Origin of the sequence: Pantoea sp. RIT-PI-b (assembly GCF_001187905.1) — a bacterium.
Lineage (GTDB): Bacteria > Pseudomonadota > Gammaproteobacteria > Enterobacterales > Enterobacteriaceae > Pantoea > Pantoea nemavictus.
On record NZ_LGIS01000033.1, the window covers coordinates 179962 to 202082 of the forward strand.

General features: G+C 52.5%; 19 protein-coding genes and 2 pseudogenes. 13 read left to right on the forward strand and 8 right to left on the reverse strand.

Going from position 1 to position 22121, the window contains the following annotated elements:
- Positions 1-4: 4 nt before the first annotated feature.
- Positions 5-1474, reverse strand: coding sequence for an anaerobic nitric oxide reductase flavorubredoxin (gene norV / locus AC790_RS21795; RefSeq protein ID WP_049853174.1), 1470 nt, complete (start codon positions 1472-1474; stop codon positions 5-7).
- A 458-nt stretch (positions 1475-1932) separates the two neighbouring features.
- Between norV and norR the strand changes: the two genes are divergently transcribed.
- Positions 1933-3453: a nitric oxide reductase transcriptional regulator NorR gene (gene norR / locus AC790_RS21800; protein WP_049853175.1), complete on the forward strand. Its 1521-nt coding sequence runs from the start codon at positions 1933-1935 to the stop codon at positions 3451-3453.
- A gap of 151 nt (positions 3454-3604) precedes the next feature.
- Here norR and AC790_RS21805 read toward each other — a convergent pair whose 3' ends face one another.
- The 3 genes from AC790_RS21805 to budA are packed head-to-tail and all read right to left on the reverse strand — an operon-like array spanning position 3605 to position 6876.
- Positions 3605-4378, reverse strand: a complete 774-nt coding sequence (locus tag AC790_RS21805; protein ID WP_049853176.1) for a (S)-acetoin forming diacetyl reductase — start codon at positions 4376-4378, stop codon at positions 3605-3607.
- Positions 4379-4399: 21 nt separating this feature from the next.
- Complete coding sequence (gene alsS / locus AC790_RS21810; RefSeq protein WP_049853177.1) at positions 4400-6079, reverse strand: acetolactate synthase AlsS; 1680 nt, start codon at positions 6077-6079, stop codon at positions 4400-4402.
- 14 nt (positions 6080-6093) lie between these two features.
- Positions 6094-6876, reverse strand: coding sequence for an acetolactate decarboxylase (gene budA, locus AC790_RS21815; protein ID WP_049853178.1), 783 nt, complete (start codon positions 6874-6876; stop codon positions 6094-6096).
- Positions 6877-6980: 104 nt separating this feature from the next.
- On the opposite strand from budA, the gene AC790_RS21820 reads away from it, so the two are divergent.
- Complete coding sequence (locus AC790_RS21820; RefSeq protein ID WP_049853179.1) at positions 6981-7859, forward strand: LysR family transcriptional regulator; 879 nt, start codon at positions 6981-6983, stop codon at positions 7857-7859.
- An 84-nt stretch (positions 7860-7943) separates the two neighbouring features.
- Here AC790_RS21820 and AC790_RS21825 read toward each other — a convergent pair whose 3' ends face one another.
- On the reverse strand, positions 7944-8900 hold the full coding sequence (locus AC790_RS21825) for an AraC family transcriptional regulator (RefSeq protein ID WP_049853180.1): 957 nt from the start codon (positions 8898-8900) through the stop codon (positions 7944-7946).
- A gap of 102 nt (positions 8901-9002) precedes the next feature.
- On the opposite strand from AC790_RS21825, the gene AC790_RS21830 reads away from it, so the two are divergent.
- Positions 9003-10238 carry an MFS transporter gene (locus AC790_RS21830; protein WP_049853181.1) on the forward strand — a complete coding sequence of 412 codons (1236 nt, stop codon included), beginning with the start codon at positions 9003-9005 and terminating at the stop codon, positions 10236-10238.
- A gap of 125 nt (positions 10239-10363) precedes the next feature.
- On the opposite strand, the gene AC790_RS21835 is transcribed toward AC790_RS21830, so the two are convergent.
- On the reverse strand, positions 10364-10936 hold the full coding sequence (locus AC790_RS21835) for a TetR/AcrR family transcriptional regulator (RefSeq protein WP_049853182.1): 573 nt from the start codon (positions 10934-10936) through the stop codon (positions 10364-10366).
- Between the two features lie 94 nt (positions 10937-11030).
- Between AC790_RS21835 and AC790_RS21840 the strand changes: the two genes are divergently transcribed.
- The 10 genes and pseudogenes from AC790_RS21840 (at position 11031) to AC790_RS21880 (ending at position 20774) form a co-directional block, all read left to right on the forward strand.
- Positions 11031-11924 carry an ABC transporter six-transmembrane domain-containing protein gene (locus tag AC790_RS21840; RefSeq protein WP_007885072.1) on the forward strand — a complete coding sequence of 298 codons (894 nt, stop codon included), beginning with the start codon at positions 11031-11033 and terminating at the stop codon, positions 11922-11924.
- A gap of 36 nt (positions 11925-11960) precedes the next feature.
- A pseudogene (locus AC790_RS24465) lies at positions 11961-12099 on the forward strand (ASCH domain-containing protein); the annotation flags it as partial.
- Positions 12100-12323: 224 nt separating this feature from the next.
- On the forward strand, positions 12324-13133 hold the full coding sequence (locus tag AC790_RS21845) for a helix-turn-helix transcriptional regulator (RefSeq protein ID WP_007885071.1): 810 nt from the start codon (positions 12324-12326) through the stop codon (positions 13131-13133).
- 97 nt (positions 13134-13230) lie between these two features.
- The gene (locus AC790_RS21850) at positions 13231-14646 is read left to right on the forward strand and encodes an NAD-dependent succinate-semialdehyde dehydrogenase (RefSeq protein WP_007885070.1); all 1416 of its coding nucleotides are present in this window, start codon (positions 13231-13233) and stop codon (positions 14644-14646) included.
- A gap of 325 nt (positions 14647-14971) precedes the next feature.
- On the forward strand, positions 14972-15652 hold the full coding sequence (locus AC790_RS21855) for a type 1 glutamine amidotransferase domain-containing protein (protein ID WP_007885069.1): 681 nt from the start codon (positions 14972-14974) through the stop codon (positions 15650-15652).
- A 91-nt stretch (positions 15653-15743) separates the two neighbouring features.
- Positions 15744-16499, forward strand: coding sequence for an alpha/beta hydrolase (locus tag AC790_RS21860; protein ID WP_007885067.1), 756 nt, complete (start codon positions 15744-15746; stop codon positions 16497-16499).
- A gap of 94 nt (positions 16500-16593) precedes the next feature.
- Positions 16594-16854 carry a YdgH/BhsA/McbA-like domain containing protein gene (locus AC790_RS21865; RefSeq protein ID WP_007885066.1) on the forward strand — a complete coding sequence of 87 codons (261 nt, stop codon included), beginning with the start codon at positions 16594-16596 and terminating at the stop codon, positions 16852-16854.
- A gap of 212 nt (positions 16855-17066) precedes the next feature.
- Positions 17067-18224 carry an alkene reductase gene (locus tag AC790_RS21870; RefSeq protein WP_049853183.1) on the forward strand — a complete coding sequence of 386 codons (1158 nt, stop codon included), beginning with the start codon at positions 17067-17069 and terminating at the stop codon, positions 18222-18224.
- Positions 18217-18956 (forward strand): annotated as a pseudogene (locus tag AC790_RS21875) (SDR family oxidoreductase). The gene AC790_RS21870 and the pseudogene AC790_RS21875 overlap by 8 nt, the downstream one beginning before the upstream one ends.
- Before the next feature lie 651 nt (positions 18957-19607).
- Positions 19608-20774, forward strand: a complete 1167-nt coding sequence (locus AC790_RS21880; protein WP_049853184.1) for a glycosyltransferase family 4 protein — start codon at positions 19608-19610, stop codon at positions 20772-20774.
- Positions 20775-20778: 4 nt separating this feature from the next.
- Here the strand turns inward: AC790_RS21880 and AC790_RS21885 are convergent, their stop codons facing one another.
- The gene (locus tag AC790_RS21885; protein WP_049853185.1) at positions 20779-21594 is read right to left on the reverse strand and encodes a cytochrome c oxidase assembly protein; all 816 of its coding nucleotides are present in this window, start codon (positions 21592-21594) and stop codon (positions 20779-20781) included.
- On the reverse strand, positions 21591-22067 hold the full coding sequence (locus AC790_RS21890) for a DUF2243 domain-containing protein (RefSeq protein WP_049853459.1): 477 nt from the start codon (positions 22065-22067) through the stop codon (positions 21591-21593). The genes AC790_RS21885 and AC790_RS21890 overlap by 4 nt, the downstream gene beginning before the upstream one ends.
- Between the last annotated feature and the right edge of the window lie 54 nt (positions 22068-22121).

Sequence of the window (22121 nt, forward strand, 5' to 3'; positions counted from 1 at the left end):
GGACTCAGCCCTCGTAAGGATCAAACACGGATTTGCCCAGCGCGCATCCAGGGCATAAGAAATCGTCTGGCACGGCTTCCCATGCGGTTCCGGGTAGGACATCCTGGTTTGGTTCGCCCTCGGCCGGGTCGTAAACCCACTGACAAACCGTACAAATCATTTTCTGCCCAATGTCTTCACCCGCTTCTACCACACCGACGCCACCCTGGTTTATGGGTGCGGAAGCTGCCATAACCGCAGCGGCAGTATTCGCTGCGACGACGGCTACCGGCAGCGGCGAGAGCGCCCATTCACGGGCGATTTTGCGGCCATGCTCGCGGCACTCTTCCAGCGCGGAGAGGTCGGGACGCCACTTGGTTTTGAGCGCAATCGTCATATCAAAACCGGCATCCTGCAGGCGAGTGGCAACGCGATCCACCGCTCCGCCGGTCCAGCCATAAGAACCGAACGCGGAGGCGCGTTTATTGCGGAATTTCAGGCCTGTAATCTCTTCCAGCATGCCCGCCACCTTCGGCATCATCACATTGTTCATGGTGGAGGAACCGACCAAAATGCCCTTGGAGCGGAAGCAGGAGGTGATGATTTCGTTTTTGTCGTGGGTGGAGACGTTGTAAACCTTCACGGCAACGCGCGGATCGGTTTCGCGGATACCTTCGGCGATCGCATCCGCCATCATGCGGGTGTTGTTAGACATGGCGTCGTAGAACAGGGTGATGCGATCTTCCTGATAATCCGCAGCCCATTGCAGGTACAGCTCTACAATCTGGGTGGGTTTATCGCGCCACACCACGCCATGCGAAGTCGCAATCATGCTGAACGGCAGATTAAAGCCGAGTATCTCATTGATTTTTGGGGTAACCAGACGCGCAAAAGGCGTCAGGATATTGGAGAAATAGCGCTGGCATTGATCAAACAGTTCGTGTTGGTCAACTTCATCGTTAAACAGATGTTCATCGCAGTAATGCTGGCCGAAGGCGTCATTACTGAACAGCACGGCGTCCTCTGTCATGTAAGTCATCATGCTGTCTGGCCAGTGCAACATCGGGGTTTCAACAAAGATCAGTTTTTTGCCGTTGCCGAGATCAAGCGAATCACCGGTTTTAACCACGTTAAAATTCCATTCGGGATGGTGGTGATGACCATTGATGGAATCAACGCCGTTAGCGGTGCAGTAAATCGGCGTGCCTGGAATCAGCGCCAGCAGTTCGGCGAGTGCGCCTGAATGGTCTTCTTCTGCATGGTTAATTACGATGGCATCGATTTTTTTCAGATCGATTTCTTCTGCCAGATTCTTAACAAAATCAGTACGGAATTTAAGATCAACCGTATCGATCAGGACGTTCCTGGCTTCGCGAATAAGATAGCTGTTATAGCTGGTGCCCCGTTGCATCTTGTACTCTTTGCCGTGAAAGTGCTCAACTTCCCAGTCACGTTTGCCGACCCAAAAAATGTTGTTTTTTACGTGAATATTCATTTGATGCCCTGTTAGCGTAAGTTGGTTTCACAATCGTTGTGCATCAAGCGTGCCAATATTTAAGTTGCTGATATTTATATGTTTACATATTGGATTTTGTTTAAATTACAATAACCAATTTTGTGTTAGTGACAACTAATTGTATTAATGACAATTTACAGGCATAAAAAACCCGCCGCAGCGGGTTATATATTCAGTGCAATTAACAGCGCCGGTGGATAGATGATGCCGCTGCCCAACGCAGGGCATCAGCGGCCGATGCAATTTGCTAAGCGCTAAGCGCCTGACTGTTTTGTTGTTCTGACACGGTGATACTCCTGAGCTACATTATCTAATCTAATGAGGCATATTCCTTGCCATTACATAACACGTTGATTTTAATCAAATGTATAATTTCATATTGTGTTAAATACAATGTCTTTGCTTGTCTTTGAGACAATTCATGTGCGGGTGACAATATGACTCTTTCTGTTCAGACGCTGGCGGCACTGGCTGTTGATATTCAAAATGGAGTGCATGGCCGCGACCGGTTTATGCGGATGATTAACAGCATCCACGACGCGCTAAACTGTGACGCCACCGCGCTATTACGTTACGAGAATCAGCAGTTTCGTCCGCTGGCCACCGCGGGTCTGGCACCGGATGTGATGGGGCGGCGATTCAATCTTGATGCTCATCCACGACTTGAGGCCATCGCGCGGGCTGGCGATGTAGTGCGCTTTCCCGCCGACAGTGATTTACCCGATCCCTATGATGGATTGATTCCTGACCAAGGCGATTTACACGTCCACGCCTGCGTCGGCATGCCACTTTTTGTTGGGCAAACGCTGATCGGCGCCCTGACGCTGGATGGCATTAACGCTACTCAATTTGATGATTACAGCGATGAAGAGTTACGGGTGCTGGCGAGCCTGACGGCGGGCGCACTGAATAATGCCTTGCTGATGGAGCGTTTAGAAAAACCCGCCTCATCCTTTACACCGCCACCACACCGGCCCGAAGAGAGTGAGGAGGTGGAGATCATCGGTGATTCGACGGCGTTAGCGCATCTCAAACAACAGATTGGTGTGGTTGCTCCTTCCGATCTCAGCGTGTTGATCATGGGTGAAACCGGCACCGGTAAAGAGTTGGTTGCTCAGGCCCTCCACCAACATTCTCATCGCGCAGCGCGGCCGCTGGTTTATCTCAACTGTGCAGCCCTGCCGGAAAGCGTGGCGGAGAGCGAGCTGTTTGGCCACGTCAAAGGGGCGTTCACCGGCGCCATTCACGATCGGCCGGGCAAATTCGAATTGGCGGATAAAGGGACGCTGTTTCTTGATGAGATTGGAGAGTTGCCGCTTTCGCTGCAGGCCAAGCTGCTACGCGTGCTGCAGTACGGCGATCTGCAGCGAGTGGGCGAAGATAAGCCGCTTACCGTGGATGTGCGCATTATCGCCGCGACCAACCTCGATATGCGCAAGGCGGTGACCGATGGCAAATTCAGGGCTGATCTTTATCATCGCCTTAGCGTCTTCCCGCTGTTCGTCCCGTCGCTGAATGAACGTCGTGACGATATCGTGCTGCTAGCGGGCTATTTCTGTGAAAAGTGTCGGGTGAAATTTGGCCTGTTGAGTGTTGCGTTAAGTGCTGGCTGCCGCGCTATGCTGCAAGCCGCAAGCTGGCCGGGAAATGTGCGCGAGCTGGAACATGCCATATATCGTGCCGTGATCATCGCGCAGGCCGAATCACGCAACGGCGAAGTCATTCTGCTTCCACAACATTTTCAACTGCAGGATGGCGGAACCGTTCATGCAGAGCCGATCAAAATGTTGCTAACCACGCCAGTGGTGAACCTCAGCGAGGCGACGCGTAAATTTCAGTACGACTACATTAAACAGGTCTATGAAAGCTGCGATCGGGTGTGGGCTAAGGCGGCTAGAAAGCTGGAATTGGATCCCGGTAATCTTCATCGGCTGGCAGTCAAATTGGGACTGAAATAAAGGGTGATGTTAATCGCAAAGATAATATAGGTCACCTGCCGTTTAGCCAGGAAGACGCGAAACTGTTCTTCCGATGGAATGAGATGCATAGGTAAATACTCATGGCTAATAACTTACCCGCATTGTAGTGCGGGTAAGCACCATCTTTGAATCAGTTGAATACCATACCGCCGTCGATTAATAGCGATTGCCCGGTCATGTAATCGGAGTCGGGTCCCGCCAGAAAGGCAACGCAGGCAGCCACATCTTCCGGCTCAGACAGGCGGCCCAGGGTAATACGTTTGGCAAACTCCTCAGTGCCATACCCGGCCGGTTTACCTGCCGCTTCTGAGATTTGTTTGTCGATGGATTGCCACATGGGAGTGTTAACAATGCCGGGACAGAAGGCATTAACCGTGATGCCTTTAGGCGCAAGATCCTTGGCCGCTGTCTGCGTAAGCCCGCGAACGGCAAACTTGCTGGAACTGTATACGGCAAGTTCCGGATTGCCTACATGTCCAGCCTGAGAGCAGGCATTAATGATTTTGCCGCCGTGATTCTCCGCGGCGAAAGCGTTGATCGCCGCCTGCATTCCCCAAATCACCCCCTTGACGTTGACGTTATAGACCTTATCCACAATCTCTTCGGTGATATCGCTGATGGGTGTTGATGGCGCAATACCGGCATTGTTCACAATCACATTGAAATCGCCCAGCGCATGACGTGCCTCTTCAACAGCGTGAAATACCTTGTCGCGTTGGGTGACATCAACCTGCAGCGCCAAAGCCTTTCCCCCCGAGCGGATAATCTCATCAGCGACATGCTGCGCTGTTTCAAGATTGAAATCCGCGATGGCAACGGCAAAGCCGTCTTTTGCCAGGCGTAAGGCGATGGCAGCGCCAATGCCCTGGCCGGCACCGGTCACAAATGCGACTCTGTTTTTCATAATGGCATCCTTGATATTTATTTAGAGAAGTTGACTGAGGTGTAACTGACTCATCAGCAATGGGTTATCGCTGTAGTCGACCGGAATAGCGACCACTGCCGGGCCATTGATATCCATGGCTCTGCGCAACGTTGGTTCCAGTTCAGCAGCACTGTTTACTGAGAAGCCGGCAGCGCCGAACGCTTCGGCATAGGCTTTAAAATCAACCGGGCCAAAATTGACACCTGAAATGCGCTGATACTTTTTCTCTTCCTGCATGGCGACCATGTTGTAGGCGTTATCGACCCAGATGATATGCAGAATATTGGCCTTGAGCCTGACAGCAGTTTCCAGCTCCATGCTTGATTGTAAAAATCCGCCATCACCGGAGACCGATACAATTTTGCGTGAGGGATCAACCAGCCATGCACCGATAGCCCAGGGCAGGGCGACACCCATGGTCTGCTGACCATTGGAGATCATGATTTGGCGCGCGCGGAAGCTATACAGATATCGCGCAATCCAGATGTGAAAGCTTCCCATGTCAACGGTAAGGCTGATGTCAGCGTTAATGATGTCCTGCATCGCGCGCACGATGCGCAGTGGATGCAGCGCAAACTGATTTAAGCTGGCGCCTTGCAGTGCCAGTAATTGCCGTTGCTGCTGCCGATCTTCCAGCACAGAAGCTGCGATGGTACTGAGCTGAAGCGGCGCGGTGATGCGGGTGGCAATCTTGCTTACGGTCTGGGCAATGTCGCCGACCAGTTCTGCGTCAGGCAGGTAAAGGTTATCCGTATCAGCTGGCAGCACATCAATATGGACCAGCAAAGCTTTGCCGCTGTTCCACATTGCTGGCTCATACTCAACCGGGCTGTACCCGATAGTGATGATCAGGTCTGCCTGCTGTAATAGACGGTCTCCGGCCTGGTTGTTAAATAGTCCAACACGTCCGGCAAACCGTGAGAAGTTCTCCTGTCTGACGGCACCTGCGGCCTGGTAAGTACTGGTTACCGGGATCTGGCTTTTCGACAGTAATTCATGAATCGCAGCGCTGTTTTCTGGCTGACTGGCCATCAGGCCCAGCAGAATGACCGGATTTTTTGCCCGAGTGATCTCCTGGCTGACCGCCTCAATCAGGGCATCGGGTGCGGCACCCAGCTTGATGTGTCCATTGCTGTGCAAAGGGCTGCCGGACACAGGCTGGTCGACAATATCCTGTGGCAGGCTGATAAATGTGCCGCCGCCGCGTCCGTTTTCAGCATGACGAAATGCATTGGAGACACATTCAGTCAGTGCGGAAGGAGAGGTGACCTCAACAGCATATTTAGTGACCGGGCGAAACATCGAAACGGTATCCAGGCTTTGGTGAACCTGTTTGGCGCTATCCGATCGTTTTACCGCTCCGCCAATGGCCACCACCGGATCGCCTTCGCTGGTGGCGGTTGCCATGCCGGTAACCAGGTTCGAACAGCCGGGTCCGGAGGTCACGAGTGCAACACCTGCATGCCCAGTGAGTCGGCCTACTGCTGCGGCCATAAAAGCAGCGTTAGCTTCATGTCTGACAGGGATCAGTTGAATGGGTGAATCCACCAGCGAATCAAACACTTTATCGATCTTGGCTCCGGGGATGCCAAACACGTGATTAACCCCCTGCGCTTCAAGTTGTGCGACAACTAAATCGGCGCCGCTGTTCCAGATAGTGTTGGTTTTTAACGTTTTCATAGTGACCTCTACGGTTAGCTTTCAACGGCCCGAATGGCTTCATCAAGATTGTGAGGATTGAGCTCTGCCTGGAGGAATTCGGTATCCCGGGGGAGATCAATCACCAGCTTGCTAATCGCGCCAAAGGTCAGCGTTCCCTCCTCGAGCACATAGTCGAGGATGTGTCCGCCGCCTTGCCGGTCATCAGTAATAAAGTGCTCGTGATAACCGGCCACGTTGATCCCCTGCATGTACTGCGGCGTTCGGAAGCCAATCAGTTCACCCGGGGTCTGTTTGAATGCGAAGGTTGGCTGATCGCCCAGCACCTCAGGCATCGAGCGATAAGGGCGGCACTGACAGGGAACGGTACGAGTCTGAACCGCCTGGAAGCGGCCACTGATGCGCATGGCGCAGAACTGATTGTCTGAAGTGATTTTACTGTCGATAACCCGGTGAACCTCTTCTCGCGTCGCGGTTCCGCTGAAGCGGTGATGATGTTCCGGTTTGAAAAAGGTCATTACTGCAAACGGCGTTTGTTGCTCGGGTTTGGCAGGATTGGCGCTGCCATCGGAGCGTAACTGATAGACTTTGCTGTCGAAGGCGATAAGTTCGCCATCAAGCTGGTTGAAGGTACCCAGACCAAAATCGCCTTTGTTTAATAAGTCCGACACCGTGGTGGATCCGTCATAAACACCACTCAGCAGCGCGCTCATCAGGGAGGTCTGATAGATAACCTTTTCTGGTGAATCATCATTGAGTTTTAAGACGGTCTCTTTCAGCTGTTCCTCGCATGAACAGTCAGATACAAAATTACACATTTGCCACCTCGCAAACCAATAGTTAAGCCGTGTTAATATCATGGTGGGCTTTTTGGCCTACGGAATCCAATAGCGAAACCTGTTAACTTTGAGACGTATTTGATATGGAACTTCGCCATCTGCGTTATTTTGTAGCCGTTGCAGAGACGCTACATTTCACTCGTGCCGCAGAGATGTTGGGCATTTCTCAGCCGCCGCTGAGCCAGCAAATCCAGCGGCTGGAACACGAGATTGGGACACCGTTACTGAAACGTTTGACGCGCGGTGTTGAGCTTACCGACGCGGGCAGGGCATTCCTGAATGATGCCGCAGAGATTGTGCAGCTGGCTGACCATGCGCTCGAGAAAGCCCGAGGCATGGCGCGGGGCATAAGCGGGCAGATGTCGCTGGGGTTCGCCAGTTCAGTCGCCTTCGGTGCACCGGTGTTTGATCTTATTCAACGTTTTAAAACACGTTATCCGGCGATGGAGCTCATCACGCGTGAAGAAAACATGGCTTTACTGATGCAGGATTTGCGGGATGGATTGCTCGATGCGGCGTTTATTCGCCTGCCGTGTGAAAGCAGCAAAGCGTTCAACCTGAAGGTTATCGCTACTGAGAGAATGATGGTTGCGTTACCTGTGGGTCATGCATGTAGCCATCTGCACACCATTGCGTTATCACAGCTGGTGGATGAAACATTGATTATGTTTCCGCGTGAAGTCGCTCCCAGCCTCTATGAACTGATCGTCAGCACGTGTCTGCGTGCGGGGTTTACAACAACACGATTTATTCAGGCGCCACAGATTACGTCGTCTCTCGGCATGGTGGGCGCAGGTTGCGGAATCGCACTGGTACCAGAGTCAATGTGCTGCGTGAACAACCCACACATCACGTTTTGTGAAATAGAGAATAACACTCTGTTCACCGATATCGCTTTTGCCTGGCGACGCAATAATCCCTCCAGGACAGTGATGCATTTGCTCAATTTAATTAATGCGTGAAATCGGGCATTTTATTCAGGTCATAATGATGCCCAATATTAAATATCACTCTAAGCGCTGAATAAAAATCCGACCTGAAATGCTTCAGCTCGGAATACGCAGTGTTCCGGGAGACTTGCCTGTCACGCGTTTAAATGCCCGACTGAAGGCAGCTTGCGAGGAGTAACCTAAGCGTTGTGATGCAGCGTCAATGGTGATTTTTTCTGACGACAACCAGCGGATAGCCAGTTGCATGCGCACTTCCGTTGCATATCGCAGGGGAGGTATACCGATTGTTGCCTGAAACCTCTCCGCGAATGCGGATCGGGAGATATGTGATTCAGCGGCGAGCTCTGCCACACTCCAATCCCGAGCCGGTTCGCGATGAATGGCCAGAATGGCGCGGGCCAAACGCGGATCACGCAGGGCCGCTGCCAGTCCAGAGCTGTTATCACAACCGTTTTCCACCCAACCCCTGATAAACATCGCGGCAACGACATCGGCCAACCTGGCAAGGATGCCAGCATAGCCCACGCGTCCGGAGCATATCTCGCGTTTCATCGCATCAAGTATATGCATGAGTCCAGGCCAGTGAGTGCCCTGTGCATCGGCAAGCATAATTTCAGGCATCGCCTCTGCTAGCCGCTGCATGCTGCCTAAGTTGATCTCCATGCAACCAAAAAACATCACCGCACTTGGCGTCTCTTGGGTGCTGGGACAGCTATCCAGTCCACTCACGTTGTCATCCAGTGGTGCTGTCTCTAAATCATCGATATTCATCACTTCAACGGTGGTTGCCGACAACAGCTGATGCTCTATGCCGTGTGGAATAAAGACCGCTTCACCCGCTGAAAGCGTAAGACAATGGCCATCTGTGTTTCTAAGCAGCACATCTCCCACGGCAACATAGTGCAAATAAGCGTGACCAGGCCGACTGACAAAGTTCAGACCAAAGGTATTGCCAGTCTGTATACGCCGATACTGCACGCCCTGAAGCCGCAGACCTGCAAGCAGTTCACTGATGAGTTCAGACGAGAGGGCAAAGGGATTGGTCGCGTTCATATTCGGGTTTTGGGTTAAAAACTGAGGGTTTTAGAGCATAGATCATCCACGCCCGCCTGCATAGACTTCGGCCTTTAAAGCTATTTAGAAGGAAAAACGGGAATGACAAACGAAGTCTGTGTGAATGCGCACGAGGAAGTCTTAGACCGTGATGAGCAAATTCGGCCTGCCTGGCGGGCGGTGTTTTCGTTAACCATGGGCGTATTTGGCTTGCTAACCGCAGAATACTTGCCGGCGAGTTTATTAACGCCCATGGCGCAGGATTTTCAGGTGTCAGAATCACTTACAGGCCAGGCCGTCACGATTACGGCGTTAATTGCGTTATTTGCCGGGTTAATGGTACCGCGCCTGACGCGTGCGATGAATCGGCGCACCATATTGTTGAGTTTTACGGTGTTGATGATCGTTTCAAATGTGCTGGTGGCGCTATCTACAAGCATCGTTATGTTGCTGGCGATGCGCGTCTTGCTGGGGATCGCTCTTGGTGGATTCTGGAGCATGGCGGCGGCGGTGGCAATGCGACTGGTGCCTGAGAGGTTAGTACCGCGCGCACTGTCGATTATTTTTAGTGGTATCGCGTTAGGCACCGTTGTGGCTGTCCCTCTGGGAAGCTACATTGGCGGCCTTTTTGGCTGGCGTAGCGCCTTTTTTGTCGCCGCTGCAGTCGGGACAATCACCTTAATTTTTCAGTGGTTCACGCTTCCCGGTATGGCGCCGGTTATTCGGGGTAAAACAGCTTCGGTTTATTCTCTTCTGCAGCGGCCTGGCGTTAGCGTGGGGATGCTGGGCTGTGTGCTGGCACACACCGGGCAGTATGCGCTTTTTACCTACATACGTCCGGCACTTGAAACGCTCGCGCATGTTGGAAGTGAAACACTTGCGCTAATTTTGCTGGGATTTGGACTGGCTAATTTTGTTGGGACGCTAGCGGCAGGATGGTTGATGGAACGAAGCTTACGCCTGACGCTGATCGTGATGCCCACGTTAGTAGGGGCGGCTGCACTCGCTCTGTTAACCCTGCCGGTATCACTGACAGGACTTACTCTGCTGGTTATGTTGTGGGGCTTTGCATTTGGCGGCGTGCCGGTAGCCTGGTCCAGCTGGGTAGCGCGTGCTTTACCCGATGAGGCAGAGAGTGCAGGAGGAATGGTGGTAGCCGCCGTTCAATCCTCAATTGCCATCGGTGCCGCTATTGGGGGACTGGTTTATGGCATAAGCGGCATCACCGGAGTATTCCTCACCGCGGGATGCATAATGCTGGTTGCGGCAATGGTTATTGCCTATCGGGTTAGGGTATCCCCAGTCGTGACCGGTACCGGAAGCCAGTCATTTCACTAAAACCAACGGCAGGTTTACAGGTAAATGCCTGACCTGCCAATTATCTCACCGTTCATTGCTCTCACTCACGGCAGCATGAAGGGTGATGAGTGGATAACCCGATGATTCTGTTAGCAGAAAGAATCCTAAAGAGTGAGTTGAATAAACGCTTGTATATCTTCGACAGCTTCGCGGTGCTTTGCCGGGCTAGGGTTTATTGTGAGGCTATCGGCATATCCGTTAAGCAAAGCGCCAAGTTGCCGGGTAAAACGCGCGGTTTCAACAGGTCGGTAAATGCCAGCGGCGATACCTTGCTCAACGATCTCGGTGATGAAAATCGTCCACTTTTGAAGTAACAGTTCTGCCAGTTCAGCAAATGCGCTATCGCGTCCCGCCATTTGCCACAGAGAACCGTAAAGCTGCCAGGCGGCGTCAGGGGCATCCGGTAGATAATTTTCAATAACCGTAATCAGTTTTTCGGTGGGTGATATGGATTCTATGGATTGTGAAAAAGTATCCAGCTCATTCTGCATATATCTTGTCAGAGCTTCTATACATAGCGTCTGCCAGTCGCTGAAATAATAATAGATATGGCTGCGTGAGATAGAGAGCCGCTCGGTCAGTTCGCGCGTTGAGACATTCTCAATACCTTTCTCTGCGAATAGCAAAGCAGCGCCGTCCAATATACGTGCTTTAAGCGCTTCCTTTATTTCTTTCATGGCATGGCTCCGTTGACTTTGAGCAGTTGCTCAAATAGACTGCGATTCTAAATTTGAGCACATGCTCAAATTAATATTAACAGAAAATGGACCTATGCAAACGCATGATATTACTGATCCGGTCAAGGTAACCGGCAGCGCGGTACAAACGCTTAAACGACTTGGACGCCGTCATAGCAAAAAGCTTTTCTTTACCCTCATGCTCGTTATCGCCGAAAACCTGACCTATCTGCTCTATCCACTGCTGGCCGGCTTTGCCATAAATGCAATCGTCGCCGGTAAGGCATGGCATGCAGTATTTTATGCGCTAATGGTTTTTACCATGTGGGTGATTGGTGCCGCCCGGCGCAGCCTGGATACGCGTACATTCGCAAGGATATACGCCGAACTGGCAGTGCCGGTTATTCTTGCCCAGCGTCGGGAAAATCATAGCCATTCCACGATCGCCGCCCGCGTTGCGCTTTCAAGAGAATTCGTCGACTTCTTTGAAAAACATCTGCCGGTATTGATTACCTCCCTGGCTTCAATTACCGGGGCGGCATTCATGCTGCTCGCGATTGAATTTTGGTCCGGGATCGCCTGTTTGGCCGTATTGCTATTCTTTTCGTTTTTCCTGCCCGGATATACGCGTAAAAATGAGGCGCTTTTTTACCGGCTTAATGACCGACTGGAAAAAGAAGTGGGCTTTGTCAGCAGTGCCCCGGTTGCCTCTTTGAGCAGGCATTATCGGGTAATTGCGGGGCTGCGTATCCGCCTGTCAGATCGTGAAGCGATGGGATATCTTTCTATCGGGGCGGTCACCGCGTTGTTATTTGCTATGACTATTTTCACTATGGCACTCCGAGGCGGGACCGACGCTGGTCACATTTACTCCGTCATGACCTATCTCTGGATGTTCGCGATGAGCCTTGACGATGCGCCACAGTTGCTTGAAAAATATTCGCAGCTTAAAGATATAGGTAAACGAGTGAATACCGATCTTATCTGAAGCGCGGACTATTAACGCAATATTCAATTAGCACGTTATGCGCGTAAAGAAGGTGAAAGGAATTTGAGCCTTGAATACTGGAGAGCAGAGCATAAAGCTTTTTACCAGAGCAGGTTTTTACTCTGAAGATATGGAGCTAGTTGCAGAAGAATATGAGGTTATTGAAGCGCTATAATTCAACTAATTGATAAATAAAACCCTGGCGGTGTTGCTACAGCCATTTTTTAATAATTACCATCCTGTATGGTGTCACCCATTTTAAACAGCATGGCAGTCAGTTAATTCTCTCAGCAGAGCGAGTCTCTCTGCTGAGTTGAAAATTTAAGGAAAACCTTTTTTTCTGTTAACTGCTGATATAAAAATAGCTGTCGAAACATTCTTATTCAGGGGCTTAGCATCATGGTCAAAAAGACCACTCAGGAGCAGCGTCGCGAGCTGGGTGCATTTCTTCTCAGTCGCCGGGCGAGATTGGACCCAGAAGCGTTCGGCATGCCAAAGGGCACCCGCCGCACGCCGGGATTACGCCGTGAAGAAGTAGCAATGCTGGCTGGTGTGAGCGTCAGCTGGTACACCTGGCTGGAACAGGGCCGTGAAATCAAGCCTTCCTCTGAAGCGCTGCAGCGTATTGCAAAGGTGCTCAGACTTAACCGCGTAGAGTCATCGCATCTTTTTGCCCTTTCACCGCGTGAGGAGCCGGAACCGCGTCAGGTGGATATGGGTGTCAGCGATGGGCTCGACATGCTGGTTCGCGCCATCAATCCAATCCCTGCATACGTGCGCAATGCGCGTCTGGATATTCTGGCGTGGAATGACGCCATCGCCGACCTTTTCATTGATTACAGTTCATTGCAGCCGCACGAACGAAATACACTGCGCCTGCTGTTTCTCTACCAGCCTTATCGGACGCTGATTCTGGACTGGGAGCAGATGGCGCGCGGAATGATTTCCGTATTCCGTGCATCGCGTGCGCGGGCGCAGAATAAGGCGCATTTCGACGCCCTGATCGATGAACTGAGCGAGCAGTCACCTGAATTTCGGGAGTGGTGGCAGGATACCGACGTACAGGGCATGAGTGAGGGGAGTAAAAGGCTGGCACATCCTACCTCAGGACACATTGAATTCACCTATGTCGCCCTGACGCCAGAGGGCAGGCCCGATCTTTCACTGGTAACCTACATTCCCAGACATGTTGCCAGTGACCATCAGTAATAGGATAACAACACGCCTTCCTGAGATTTTTGGGCGCACTTAAGATGGATTTCAGGCAGCACAATCATGCTGCACCCATCATTCAGGAGGCTTCAAAATGACATCTCAATCTGCTAATCCAGTTTCATCTGACATCACCTTTGCGGTATCACGCAATCCGGCGACCGATGAATTCATTGCTAATTATGCCTACCAGACCACAGAAGAAGTGGAAGCGCTGCTGGAACAGAATGCGGCCGCGTTTCGCCTGTGGCGCGCCACCCCTTTACGCGAACGTGTTACGGCTTACCGCCGTCTGTCGCAGATTCTGCGCGAACGCACTGATTTACTGGCAGGGTTGATCACCGCTGAGATGGGCAAAACCTTCTCAGCAGCCCGCGCGGAAGTCGAGAAATGCGCGGCCACTTTAGACTGGATTGCAGACAACGGCCCATCAGTGCTGGCTGACGAACCGGTGTCCGTCGATAACGGCGACCAGGTTTATGTCTCCTATTTACCGGTGGGATCAATCCTGGCGGTGATGCCGTGGAACTTCCCGCTGTGGCAGGTTATCCGCGCATCCGGTCCCATCATGCTCTCCGGCAACGGCTTTATTCTCAAGCATGCTCCTAACGTCATGGGATCGGCCTATGCCCTACAGGATGCTTATGAAAGCGCAGGTTTTCCTGCTGGCCTGTTTACCAACCTGGTGACGGACAATGATACGGTGGCGCGCGTCATTGAAGATGACCGTGTCGCCGCAGTAACCCTGACGGGAAGCATGCGAGCAGGATCTGCCGTAGCGGCTATTGCGGGCAGAGCGCTGAAAAAGAGTCTGCTTGAGCTGGGCGGTTCAGATGCTTTTATTGTTCTTGCTGATGCGGATATCGATCAGGCAGTGCGTGCCGCCGTTGAAGCCCGCTTCCAGAACGCAGGTCAGGTCTGCCTGGCGGCAAAACGGTTTATCCTGGAAGCGCCCATTGCGGAGGCGTTTACGCAAAAATTTATCGCTGCGGTTAGCCAGCTGAAAGTGGGTGACCCGATGGATCCTCAGACCCGCGTTGGCCCAATGGCCAGAAAGGATCTGCGCGATGAGCTACATCATCAGGTTGAGCGTACGCTGGAAGCCGGGGCAACGCTCCTGCTGGGCGGACACAAACTGGAAGGAAGCGGTAATTTCTACGCGCCTACGGTGCTGGGTAACGTGGTACCGGGTATGGCCGCTTTTGACGAGGAAACCTTTGGTCCCGTTGCGGCTATCACGATTGCGGATAATGCTGAGCACGCCATTGAACTGGCAAACACCAGCGACTACGGTCTGGGGGGTAACCTCTGGACGGCGGATATTCAGCGTGGACAGCGGATGGCCCGGCGTCTGGAAACGGGCGGCGTGTTCATTAACGGTTTTTCTGCCACTAACGCCCGCATACCTGTCGGCGGCGTGAAAAAAAGTGGTTACGGCCGTGAGCTGTCCCACTTTGGGTTGCGCGAATTCACGAATGCGCAGGCTGTTTGGGCAAAAGAGCTGGACTGAGTCTGCGACAATGACGTTTCTTCTGTAGAACCGGCTTGCGCAATGGTTTGATGTAATTGTGAAAATACCGAAGCCGTTCTACGTCATAATTGTTTTAAAAAGAAATCTGAACATGACATACAATCCTTGTAGACGACCGGTCTAATTGATGTTAGTTTGGTTTCACGGCAACTGTCAGGGCAAACGAGGTTGCTTAAAATCGGGGGCAATTGCATAGCCATCAGGTTTAAGCAAAGCAACCGTCAGCACCAGGACAGGAAATGCAGCAAGTTAATAGACGACTGGTCTAATTGAATATCACTTATCGACATACTGGAGAATGACAATGAAAGTTTTAATGGTACTGACCTCACACGACACGCTGGGCAACACCGGCCGTAAAACCGGCTTCTGGCTCGAAGAGCTGGCCGCTCCTTACTACGCCTTTAAGGACGCCGGTGCGGAAATCGTGCTGGCCTCACCGAAGGGGGGTAACCCACCGCTGGATCCAAAAAGCAATGAGCCGGACTTCCAGACCGAGCTTACGCACCGCTTTGAAGCCGATACTGACGCCATGGCGCAGCTGGCGACCACCGTCCGCCTCGACAGTGTGTCTCAGGCCGAGTTCGATACCGTGTTTTATCCGGGTGGCCACGGTCCGCTGTGGGACCTGGCGGAAGATAAGGATTCTATCGCGCTAATTGAATCTTTCTTTGCCGCTTCAAAAAACGTGGCGTTCGTCTGCCATGCACCTGGCGTACTGCGTCACGTAAAAACGCCGGAAGGCAGACCGCTGGTCGAAGGACGCAAGGTCACCGGCTTCACTAACACTGAAGAAGAGGCGGTAGGCCTGACCCACGTGGTGCCATTCCTGGTCGAGGATGAGCTGATTGCGAAGGGCGGTATTTATTCCAAAGGCGCGGACTGGAGCTCTTATGTGGTCACGGATGGTCTTTTGATCACCGGTCAGAACCCGACCTCATCAGCAGCAACCGCAGCGCAGCTGATCAAACAGCTGGCACAGTGATATGACTCCGGCCGGCTGCGGGGGATTGCCCAGCAACTCTCTCAGCACCCGGTACAGCAAACTCAACCTGTTTATGAAAGAGAGATAAAAAATGTTCAAAAAAACTGTCGCTTCAGCCGCTTTAAGCCTGGTTCTGTCTGTCTATGCTCAGTCATCGCTGGCCGAGCCGGTTAAAAATATCGTTCTGGTCCATGGGGCTTTCGTTGATGGCTCCGGCTGGAACCCGATCGCCCGCATTCTGCATAAAGAGGGCTACAAGGTGTCGATTGTTCAGGAGCCGCAAACCTCCCTGGCAGACGACGTGGCCGCAACAAAACGCGTACTGAAAATGCAGAGTGGCAAAACGCTGCTGGTCGGACACAGCTACGGCGGCATGATTATCAGCGATGCGGGTAATGATCCGTCGGTGGCAGGGCTGGTCTACATCGCAGCGATGCAGCCGGAAAAAGGGGACTCGCTGCTGAGCCTGGCAAAAAAATACCCGCCCGCCGCGCATTCGATTGCTGAAACGGACGATCATTTCCTCTATCTGAAACCTGAGTCGTTCCACGCGGACTTTGCCGCCGATCTGCCGGAAAAAGAGACCGCGCTACTGGCACAGTCTCAGGTCATGCCCGCGGTGGCGGCCTTCAGTGCGACAGCTGGCGAACCGGCGTGGAAGCATAAGCCGAGCTGGGCTGTGGTAGCGACGGAAGACCGCGCCATCAACCCGCAGCTGGAACGTTTTATGGCCGAGCGTGCCGGCAGCAAGGTGACCGAACTGAAAGGTAACCACGCAATTTATGCCTCACAGCCCGGTAAGATTGCGGCCGTGATTGAAAAGGCAGCACAGAGTTTGTCGCACTAAATGTTCGTAACTTAACGCCGGAGCCACTAAACGGTCCCGGCCAAAAAATTCTCTCTACTACTCAAACCACTTTACTGACTGAAAGGAAAATATCATGAAAATCATGACTAAAGCTGTTGCACTGTTCGCCATCTCTACCGCTTCATTACCTGCATTTGCCGCTAATCAGGTTCAGGATCAACCTGCTGGCGAGCAACGTATCGGCGTTATCTCAGCCTCGGCTGCCGGAAGCAATCTGAGTGAGCTGATAAACCGACTCGATGCGAAAGCGACAGCCGAAGGTGCCGGATCCTATCGCGTGGTTTCTGCCGGCGGTCGCAATTATCTTTACGGCACGGCGGAAATTTACAAGTAAGCATGAGGTATCAGTGTTGGAATCTAGCGGGTGGGCTATATCACCTGAGCTGAAAATCTTCATCACGGGGAAATTTCCGGATGTATTTACTAGTCGACTGATCTCGTTGTTGGTTGATTGAAGAGATGAAAATAGCCGATCGGCCTAGGGTTACGTTATTACTAGTCGACCGGTCTAATGTGATTTTTTTGCAGAGATACTGGAGAATAGAAATGCAACATGAAGCGCTGTTTCATCCGATAAATCTCGGTCCCTATACCCTGAAAAACCGGATTGTATTCCCTCCACTGACGCGCCAGCGCAGCGGCCAGCCTGGCGATCTGCCAACCGGCCTGATGGCAGAATATTATCAGCAACGTGCCGGCGCGGGCTTTATGGTCAGCGAAGGAACTCAGATTGAACCGCGCGGTCAGGGTTATGCCTGGACACCGGGCATTTACAGCGAAGCGCAGATTGAGGGATGGCAAAAAGTCACGGATGCCGTGCACGCCAGCAGAGGTGTGATATTCGCCCAGCTCTGGCACGTTGGCCGCGTTTCCCATACGTCACTGCAACCTGAAAATGGCGCACCGCTGGCACCGTCGGCCATTCAGGCTGAAAAAGTTAAGGCATTTATTGAAACTGGGCCAGGGACCGGAACTCTCGTTTCACCCTCCGCGCCGCGTGAATTGGGAATCGCGGACATTCAGGAACTGGTTGAGCTTTACGTTCAGGCTGCCAGAAACGCGATTCGTGCCGGCTTTGATGGCGTGGAAATCCATGCGGCCAACGGCTACCTGGTGAACCAGTTTATTTCTGAACATGCCAATCATCGTCAGGATGCTTACGGCGGCTCACTCGAAAACCGTCTGCGGTTCCTGCGTGAAATTGTGCAAGCTGTCAGCGCGGCTGTCGGTGCCAATCGCCTCGGTGTGCGATTCACCCCGTTATTTACCAGTACCGACGAAGATCGCGTTTATATCGGTCTGGTGGAGAGCGATCCGCATACGACCTACGTGGAAGCGGTGAAAGTCCTCGAAAGCGCAGGCGTTGCCTACGTTTCAATTGCTGAAGCGGACTGGGACAACGCACCGGATATGCCAGAGGCCTTCCGACGTGAGATACGCCGTGTGTTCAGTGGCCGCATCATTTATGCCGGACGTTACACGGCAGAGCGTGCAGAAAAAATGATCCGCAGCAATTATGCCGATCTGATTGCGTTTGGCAGACCCTTTGTGGCGAACCCTGACTTACCAGCACGGATTGCCAACGGCTGGCCGCTTAACGCGCTAAATGCCGCGCGTCTCTACGGTGGTTCTGAGGAAGGTTTTACTGATTATCCAGTTTACCCACCTGCAACGTCAGTAATGAAGGAGAATACCCATGAATAACGGTATCGAAGGCAAAGTCATTCTTATCACCGGCGGTAATTCGGGTATTGGTGCTGAAGTTGCTCGACTGTTGGCGATGCGGGGCGCAAAAATCGCCGTTGCGGCACGTAGACAGTCAAAAACGGATCAGGTTGTACAGGAGATTACCGACGGCGGTCATGTCGCCCGCGGTTATCAGCTGGATGTTACCGATAAGCACCAGTTTGAAGCCGTCGTCGCAGAGGTGGTCAGCGATTTTGGCCAGCTGGACGTGCTGATTAATAACGCGGGTCTGATGCCGATCCGCCCTATGTCTGAAGTGAATACTGACGAATGGGATGCCATGATCGACGTCAACCTGAAAGGGACACTTTATGGTATCGCCGCTGCGCTGCCGCGCTTTCAGGCTCAGGAGAGTGGACATATCATTAACCTGAGTTCAGTGGCGGGCATCAAAGTCTTTGCGCCTGGAGGCACGGTGTACTCCGGAACGAAATTTGCGGTCAGAGCCATATCGGATGGTCTGCGTCAGGAGATAGGCGGCAACATCCGCGTCACCTGTATTGAACCCGGTGCGGTGGAGAGTGATTTAAAATACTCCACGACCGGCACGGCCGCCGAAAATGTTCTGGCGTTCTAAAACAGGCTATCCCTGCCTCGTCGGTAGCGCGGGCCATTGCGTTTGCGATTGAACAGCCTGCGGACGTAGACATTAATGAAATCGTGCTTCGCCCGACTCGTCAGGAGTTCTGACCGCTTCACGATGGCTGCCGCTGCAGCTAATTGTTCAGCCGGCCCAGTATATGGGCCGCAGCGTCAGGAGATAAGCTGTCAGGATACCTGACAGAGTATTTTTGCCATCAGGTACAGAAACGTTGGCATATCCGTGCTGAAGGAGAAATCGGGGTTTATCGCCTTGCGGGCAATCAGTCCGTCAATACCCTTCCTGGTCCAATCATTACCACATGCCTGGCCTTCCAGCCCGTAGCACCGAGGGCACTCGTAATCTAAATAGCAGCATTAGATTTGGGTGCTCCGGCCGATCCGGGTTTTCAGGCATTAATGGCAGTCGATATAGCCACCTGAATTTTAAATTTTCGGTGGTACTTTCTCTCCCGAAGTTTTCCGGAATGTCAGTAAATGCCTGCAGTTACACGTCTTTCTCTGGTGGGCCCGCGCATAATTAAGCATATCGGAATGTCAGCCAGCGCCATTTATGTGCAGACCAGCACCTGAATCGGCGCAGCTTCTCGAAACAGCGTGGAGGGGCCTTGGACGTCTTGTTCATTACTCAACGCCACGTCCGCTTTTAAAACGCGCAAGCACTCGCACGTCCTTACAAACTCAATGGTTGTTGATTAATTCTGAAACTGATTTTTTTCACACTCGCCAGCAGGGGGAAGGATGAAGATTATCGTGGGGGGGAAGGGCTACCCGGAAAAGAGAAACATCATCACAGACCCTTCACATCGCTATCTGGATTACCGGTCCAGAAACATCTGGACCTGGATCAACGTCATACGGCAGCGCTTGCTGCACCAAAATAAACTCTTTATTTTCCGCCCGCTGCCCCTGATGTCTTCAGTTGATGCGGACATTATCCACCTTTTCAACGAAGTCTCTTCGGGCCCTGGCGACTGGGTAGCGACCTTTGAAACCGAACTGCCTCGTGTTCTGCCCGTCGGTGGAATAGTGAAATTTGACAATCCCGAGCTGGCGCGCGAACTCCGGTATGTTTGCTCTTCGCGCTGCAAAGGCATCATCGCTATCTCAGAAGCTACACGGCAAATCCAGCTGCGGCTGCTGGAGCATTTTCCCAGAGAGCAGGCCATCATCGGGCCTAAACTGCACGTACTGCACCCCCCGCAGCCGGTGATACAGGAAAAAAACGCTACGGTTCAGGAAGGTCCGCTGACTTTTATCTTCGTGGGTAAGGAGTTCTATCGCAAGGGAGGGGCTGAAGTTGTTCTGGCCGTTAGCCAGCTGTTAAGGGAAAACATGATAAGCATGAACGACGTGCGCGTAAATATGGTGGGGGATCCTGGCAGGACGCATAACGTGGCCCACCAGGAATTTCAGGACGATGCCGCTTTTCGGGCAAGCATAGAGAACACGCTACGTGAATGCCCGATATTCCGGCACCATACATCGCTCAGCAACGACGCGGTGCTGGAGCTGATTAAGACCTCTGACGTTGGGCTACTTCCCACCTGGCAGGAGACCTACGGTTTTTCCGTTCTGGAAATGCAGGCCTGCGGCTGCCCGGTGATTACGACTAACGTCAGAGCCCTGCCGGAAATCAATCCGGAAAATGCCGGCTGGCTTATCCGCTGCCCCCTGAACAGTATGTCGGAGCTGACGGTAGGAGCGCTCAGCGACAAAACGGTACTGAGAAGCGCCATCGTTAGTCAGCTGAAAGCCCACATTTTGCAGATCATCAGCGACAGAAAAGCCGTCAAAGATCGTTCTATACAGTCTGTCGCGCGCATCCGTCGAGAGCACGATCCGGTGGTGTTCAGAGAGCGGCTCAGTGCGATATATAGGGATTTTGACCCAGAAAAAAAGAAATAAAACGTCACTCTTCATTGCGCGCACGCGCAACTCTGGTTGCCATGAAAACAGGCAATACACTGCGCTGCCTGAACCAGGCCGCAAAGAAACCTGTCACCAGCAAGAGTTCAGCCAGATCACCGCCGTAGTACATCCATTGTGCCGCAGACTGCGCCTCATCGAGGCTGCCAGACATCCCCTGTGGATATCCGTATCCGTACATCAATTTGCCAAGAACAGCATGCGCCGCTGTTGCCAGAAAAACGACCACCAGTCGCAAACTTCTTGAGGGACGATGAGGTGCCGGATCGGGCCCGGCAATGGACCAGGTAAACAGATAGCCAGACAGAACAAAATGCAGATGCATTAGTACAAATAAAACCGGATGGGACATGCTCAGACTAAACAAAGGCGTGAGGTAAAGCAGATACATTCCGCCGATATCCAGAATGGCTGCGGTGACGGGATGAATAAGCAGTCTGATCGGTGGCAACCGCATAATATTCATGAACCGGTGTGCCCCCGATTTCGTCAGACTCAGGATTAGCAGCGTGCCGGGTGCACCGAACACTAATCCGAGCGGGCCAAACATCCCCAGCAACAGGTGCTGAAACATATGACCGCGCAGATCATGATGCGCCCAGTGCGCGACCGGCGGCAGTACGGCTATCACAATTAGCATGATGCCCGCAGTGAAACTCGCCATGCGCCAGCCGCTCCATCCTGATGCCTCACGCCTGCGAAAGGCGGCTATGGCATAGAGGCACAGCAGACACAGTGGAAAGAGGGTAAGCAACAAGACCAGCACAGAGGAACCCGGAGGTGGGCCATGATGGATCATCTCCTCCAAAGGGTAGCCTCCGTTCTTCGTGCACGTCGGTACAGGAGCCAGCCAGCTAACAGCATCAGCAGTCCCGCGCCATTCCACACCAGGTCATAGATCCATAAATCATCCACATAGCGTATCTGATGAAGTCTGAATAGCTTGTGGTCAACAATGCCGTCGAATATCTGAAAACCTCCCAGACCCGTAAAGAAACCGGACCATGCAGACAATCTGCACAGGCTCTGGGCACGGATAAGGTTAAGCATCAAGAAGGCGCCTGCCACAAAGGCGATTAGTTCGGCAGAATGTAGTAACCCATCGGAAAACAGACCATAAGCGGGAGTGCCCCAGTCAAAGAAGTGATGCCAGGCCAGCAGCTGATGAAATATGATCTCATCAACTGATGCCATCACGCCAATACCCAGCGGAACGGCAGAGAGGAAAGAACGTTTAAGGTCGCGATATTGAGTCCGGTTGGTTAATGACAAATCAGTCTCCATGAAGGGGGGTTACAGGTGAACTCAGACTGGGTTGTACCAGCC

Coding starts and splice junctions, on each gene's coding strand:
- norV (WP_049853174.1), bottom strand. CDS start 1,474: ATGAATATTCACGTAAAAAACAACATTTTTTGGGTCGGCAAACGTGAC.
- norR (WP_049853175.1), top strand. CDS start 1,933: ATGACTCTTTCTGTTCAGACGCTGGCGGCACTGGCTGTTGATATTCAA.
- AC790_RS21805 (WP_049853176.1), bottom strand. CDS start 4,378: ATGAAAAACAGAGTCGCATTTGTGACCGGTGCCGGCCAGGGCATTGGC.
- alsS (WP_049853177.1), bottom strand. CDS start 6,079: ATGAAAACGTTAAAAACCAACACTATCTGGAACAGCGGCGCCGATTTA.
- budA (WP_049853178.1), bottom strand. CDS start 6,876: ATGTGTAATTTTGTATCTGACTGTTCATGCGAGGAACAGCTGAAAGAG.
- AC790_RS21820 (WP_049853179.1), top strand. CDS start 6,981: ATGGAACTTCGCCATCTGCGTTATTTTGTAGCCGTTGCAGAGACGCTA.
- AC790_RS21825 (WP_049853180.1), bottom strand. CDS start 8,900: ATGAACGCGACCAATCCCTTTGCCCTCTCGTCTGAACTCATCAGTGAA.
- AC790_RS21830 (WP_049853181.1), top strand. CDS start 9,003: ATGACAAACGAAGTCTGTGTGAATGCGCACGAGGAAGTCTTAGACCGT.
- AC790_RS21835 (WP_049853182.1), bottom strand. CDS start 10,936: ATGAAAGAAATAAAGGAAGCGCTTAAAGCACGTATATTGGACGGCGCT.
- AC790_RS21840 (WP_007885072.1), top strand. CDS start 11,031: ATGCAAACGCATGATATTACTGATCCGGTCAAGGTAACCGGCAGCGCG.
- AC790_RS21845 (WP_007885071.1), top strand. CDS start 12,324: ATGGTCAAAAAGACCACTCAGGAGCAGCGTCGCGAGCTGGGTGCATTT.
- AC790_RS21850 (WP_007885070.1), top strand. CDS start 13,231: ATGACATCTCAATCTGCTAATCCAGTTTCATCTGACATCACCTTTGCG.
- AC790_RS21855 (WP_007885069.1), top strand. CDS start 14,972: ATGAAAGTTTTAATGGTACTGACCTCACACGACACGCTGGGCAACACC.
- AC790_RS21860 (WP_007885067.1), top strand. CDS start 15,744: ATGTTCAAAAAAACTGTCGCTTCAGCCGCTTTAAGCCTGGTTCTGTCT.
- AC790_RS21865 (WP_007885066.1), top strand. CDS start 16,594: ATGAAAATCATGACTAAAGCTGTTGCACTGTTCGCCATCTCTACCGCT.
- AC790_RS21870 (WP_049853183.1), top strand. CDS start 17,067: ATGCAACATGAAGCGCTGTTTCATCCGATAAATCTCGGTCCCTATACC.
- AC790_RS21880 (WP_049853184.1), top strand. CDS start 19,608: ATGAAGATTATCGTGGGGGGGAAGGGCTACCCGGAAAAGAGAAACATC.
- AC790_RS21885 (WP_049853185.1), bottom strand. CDS start 21,594: ATGATCCATCATGGCCCACCTCCGGGTTCCTCTGTGCTGGTCTTGTTG.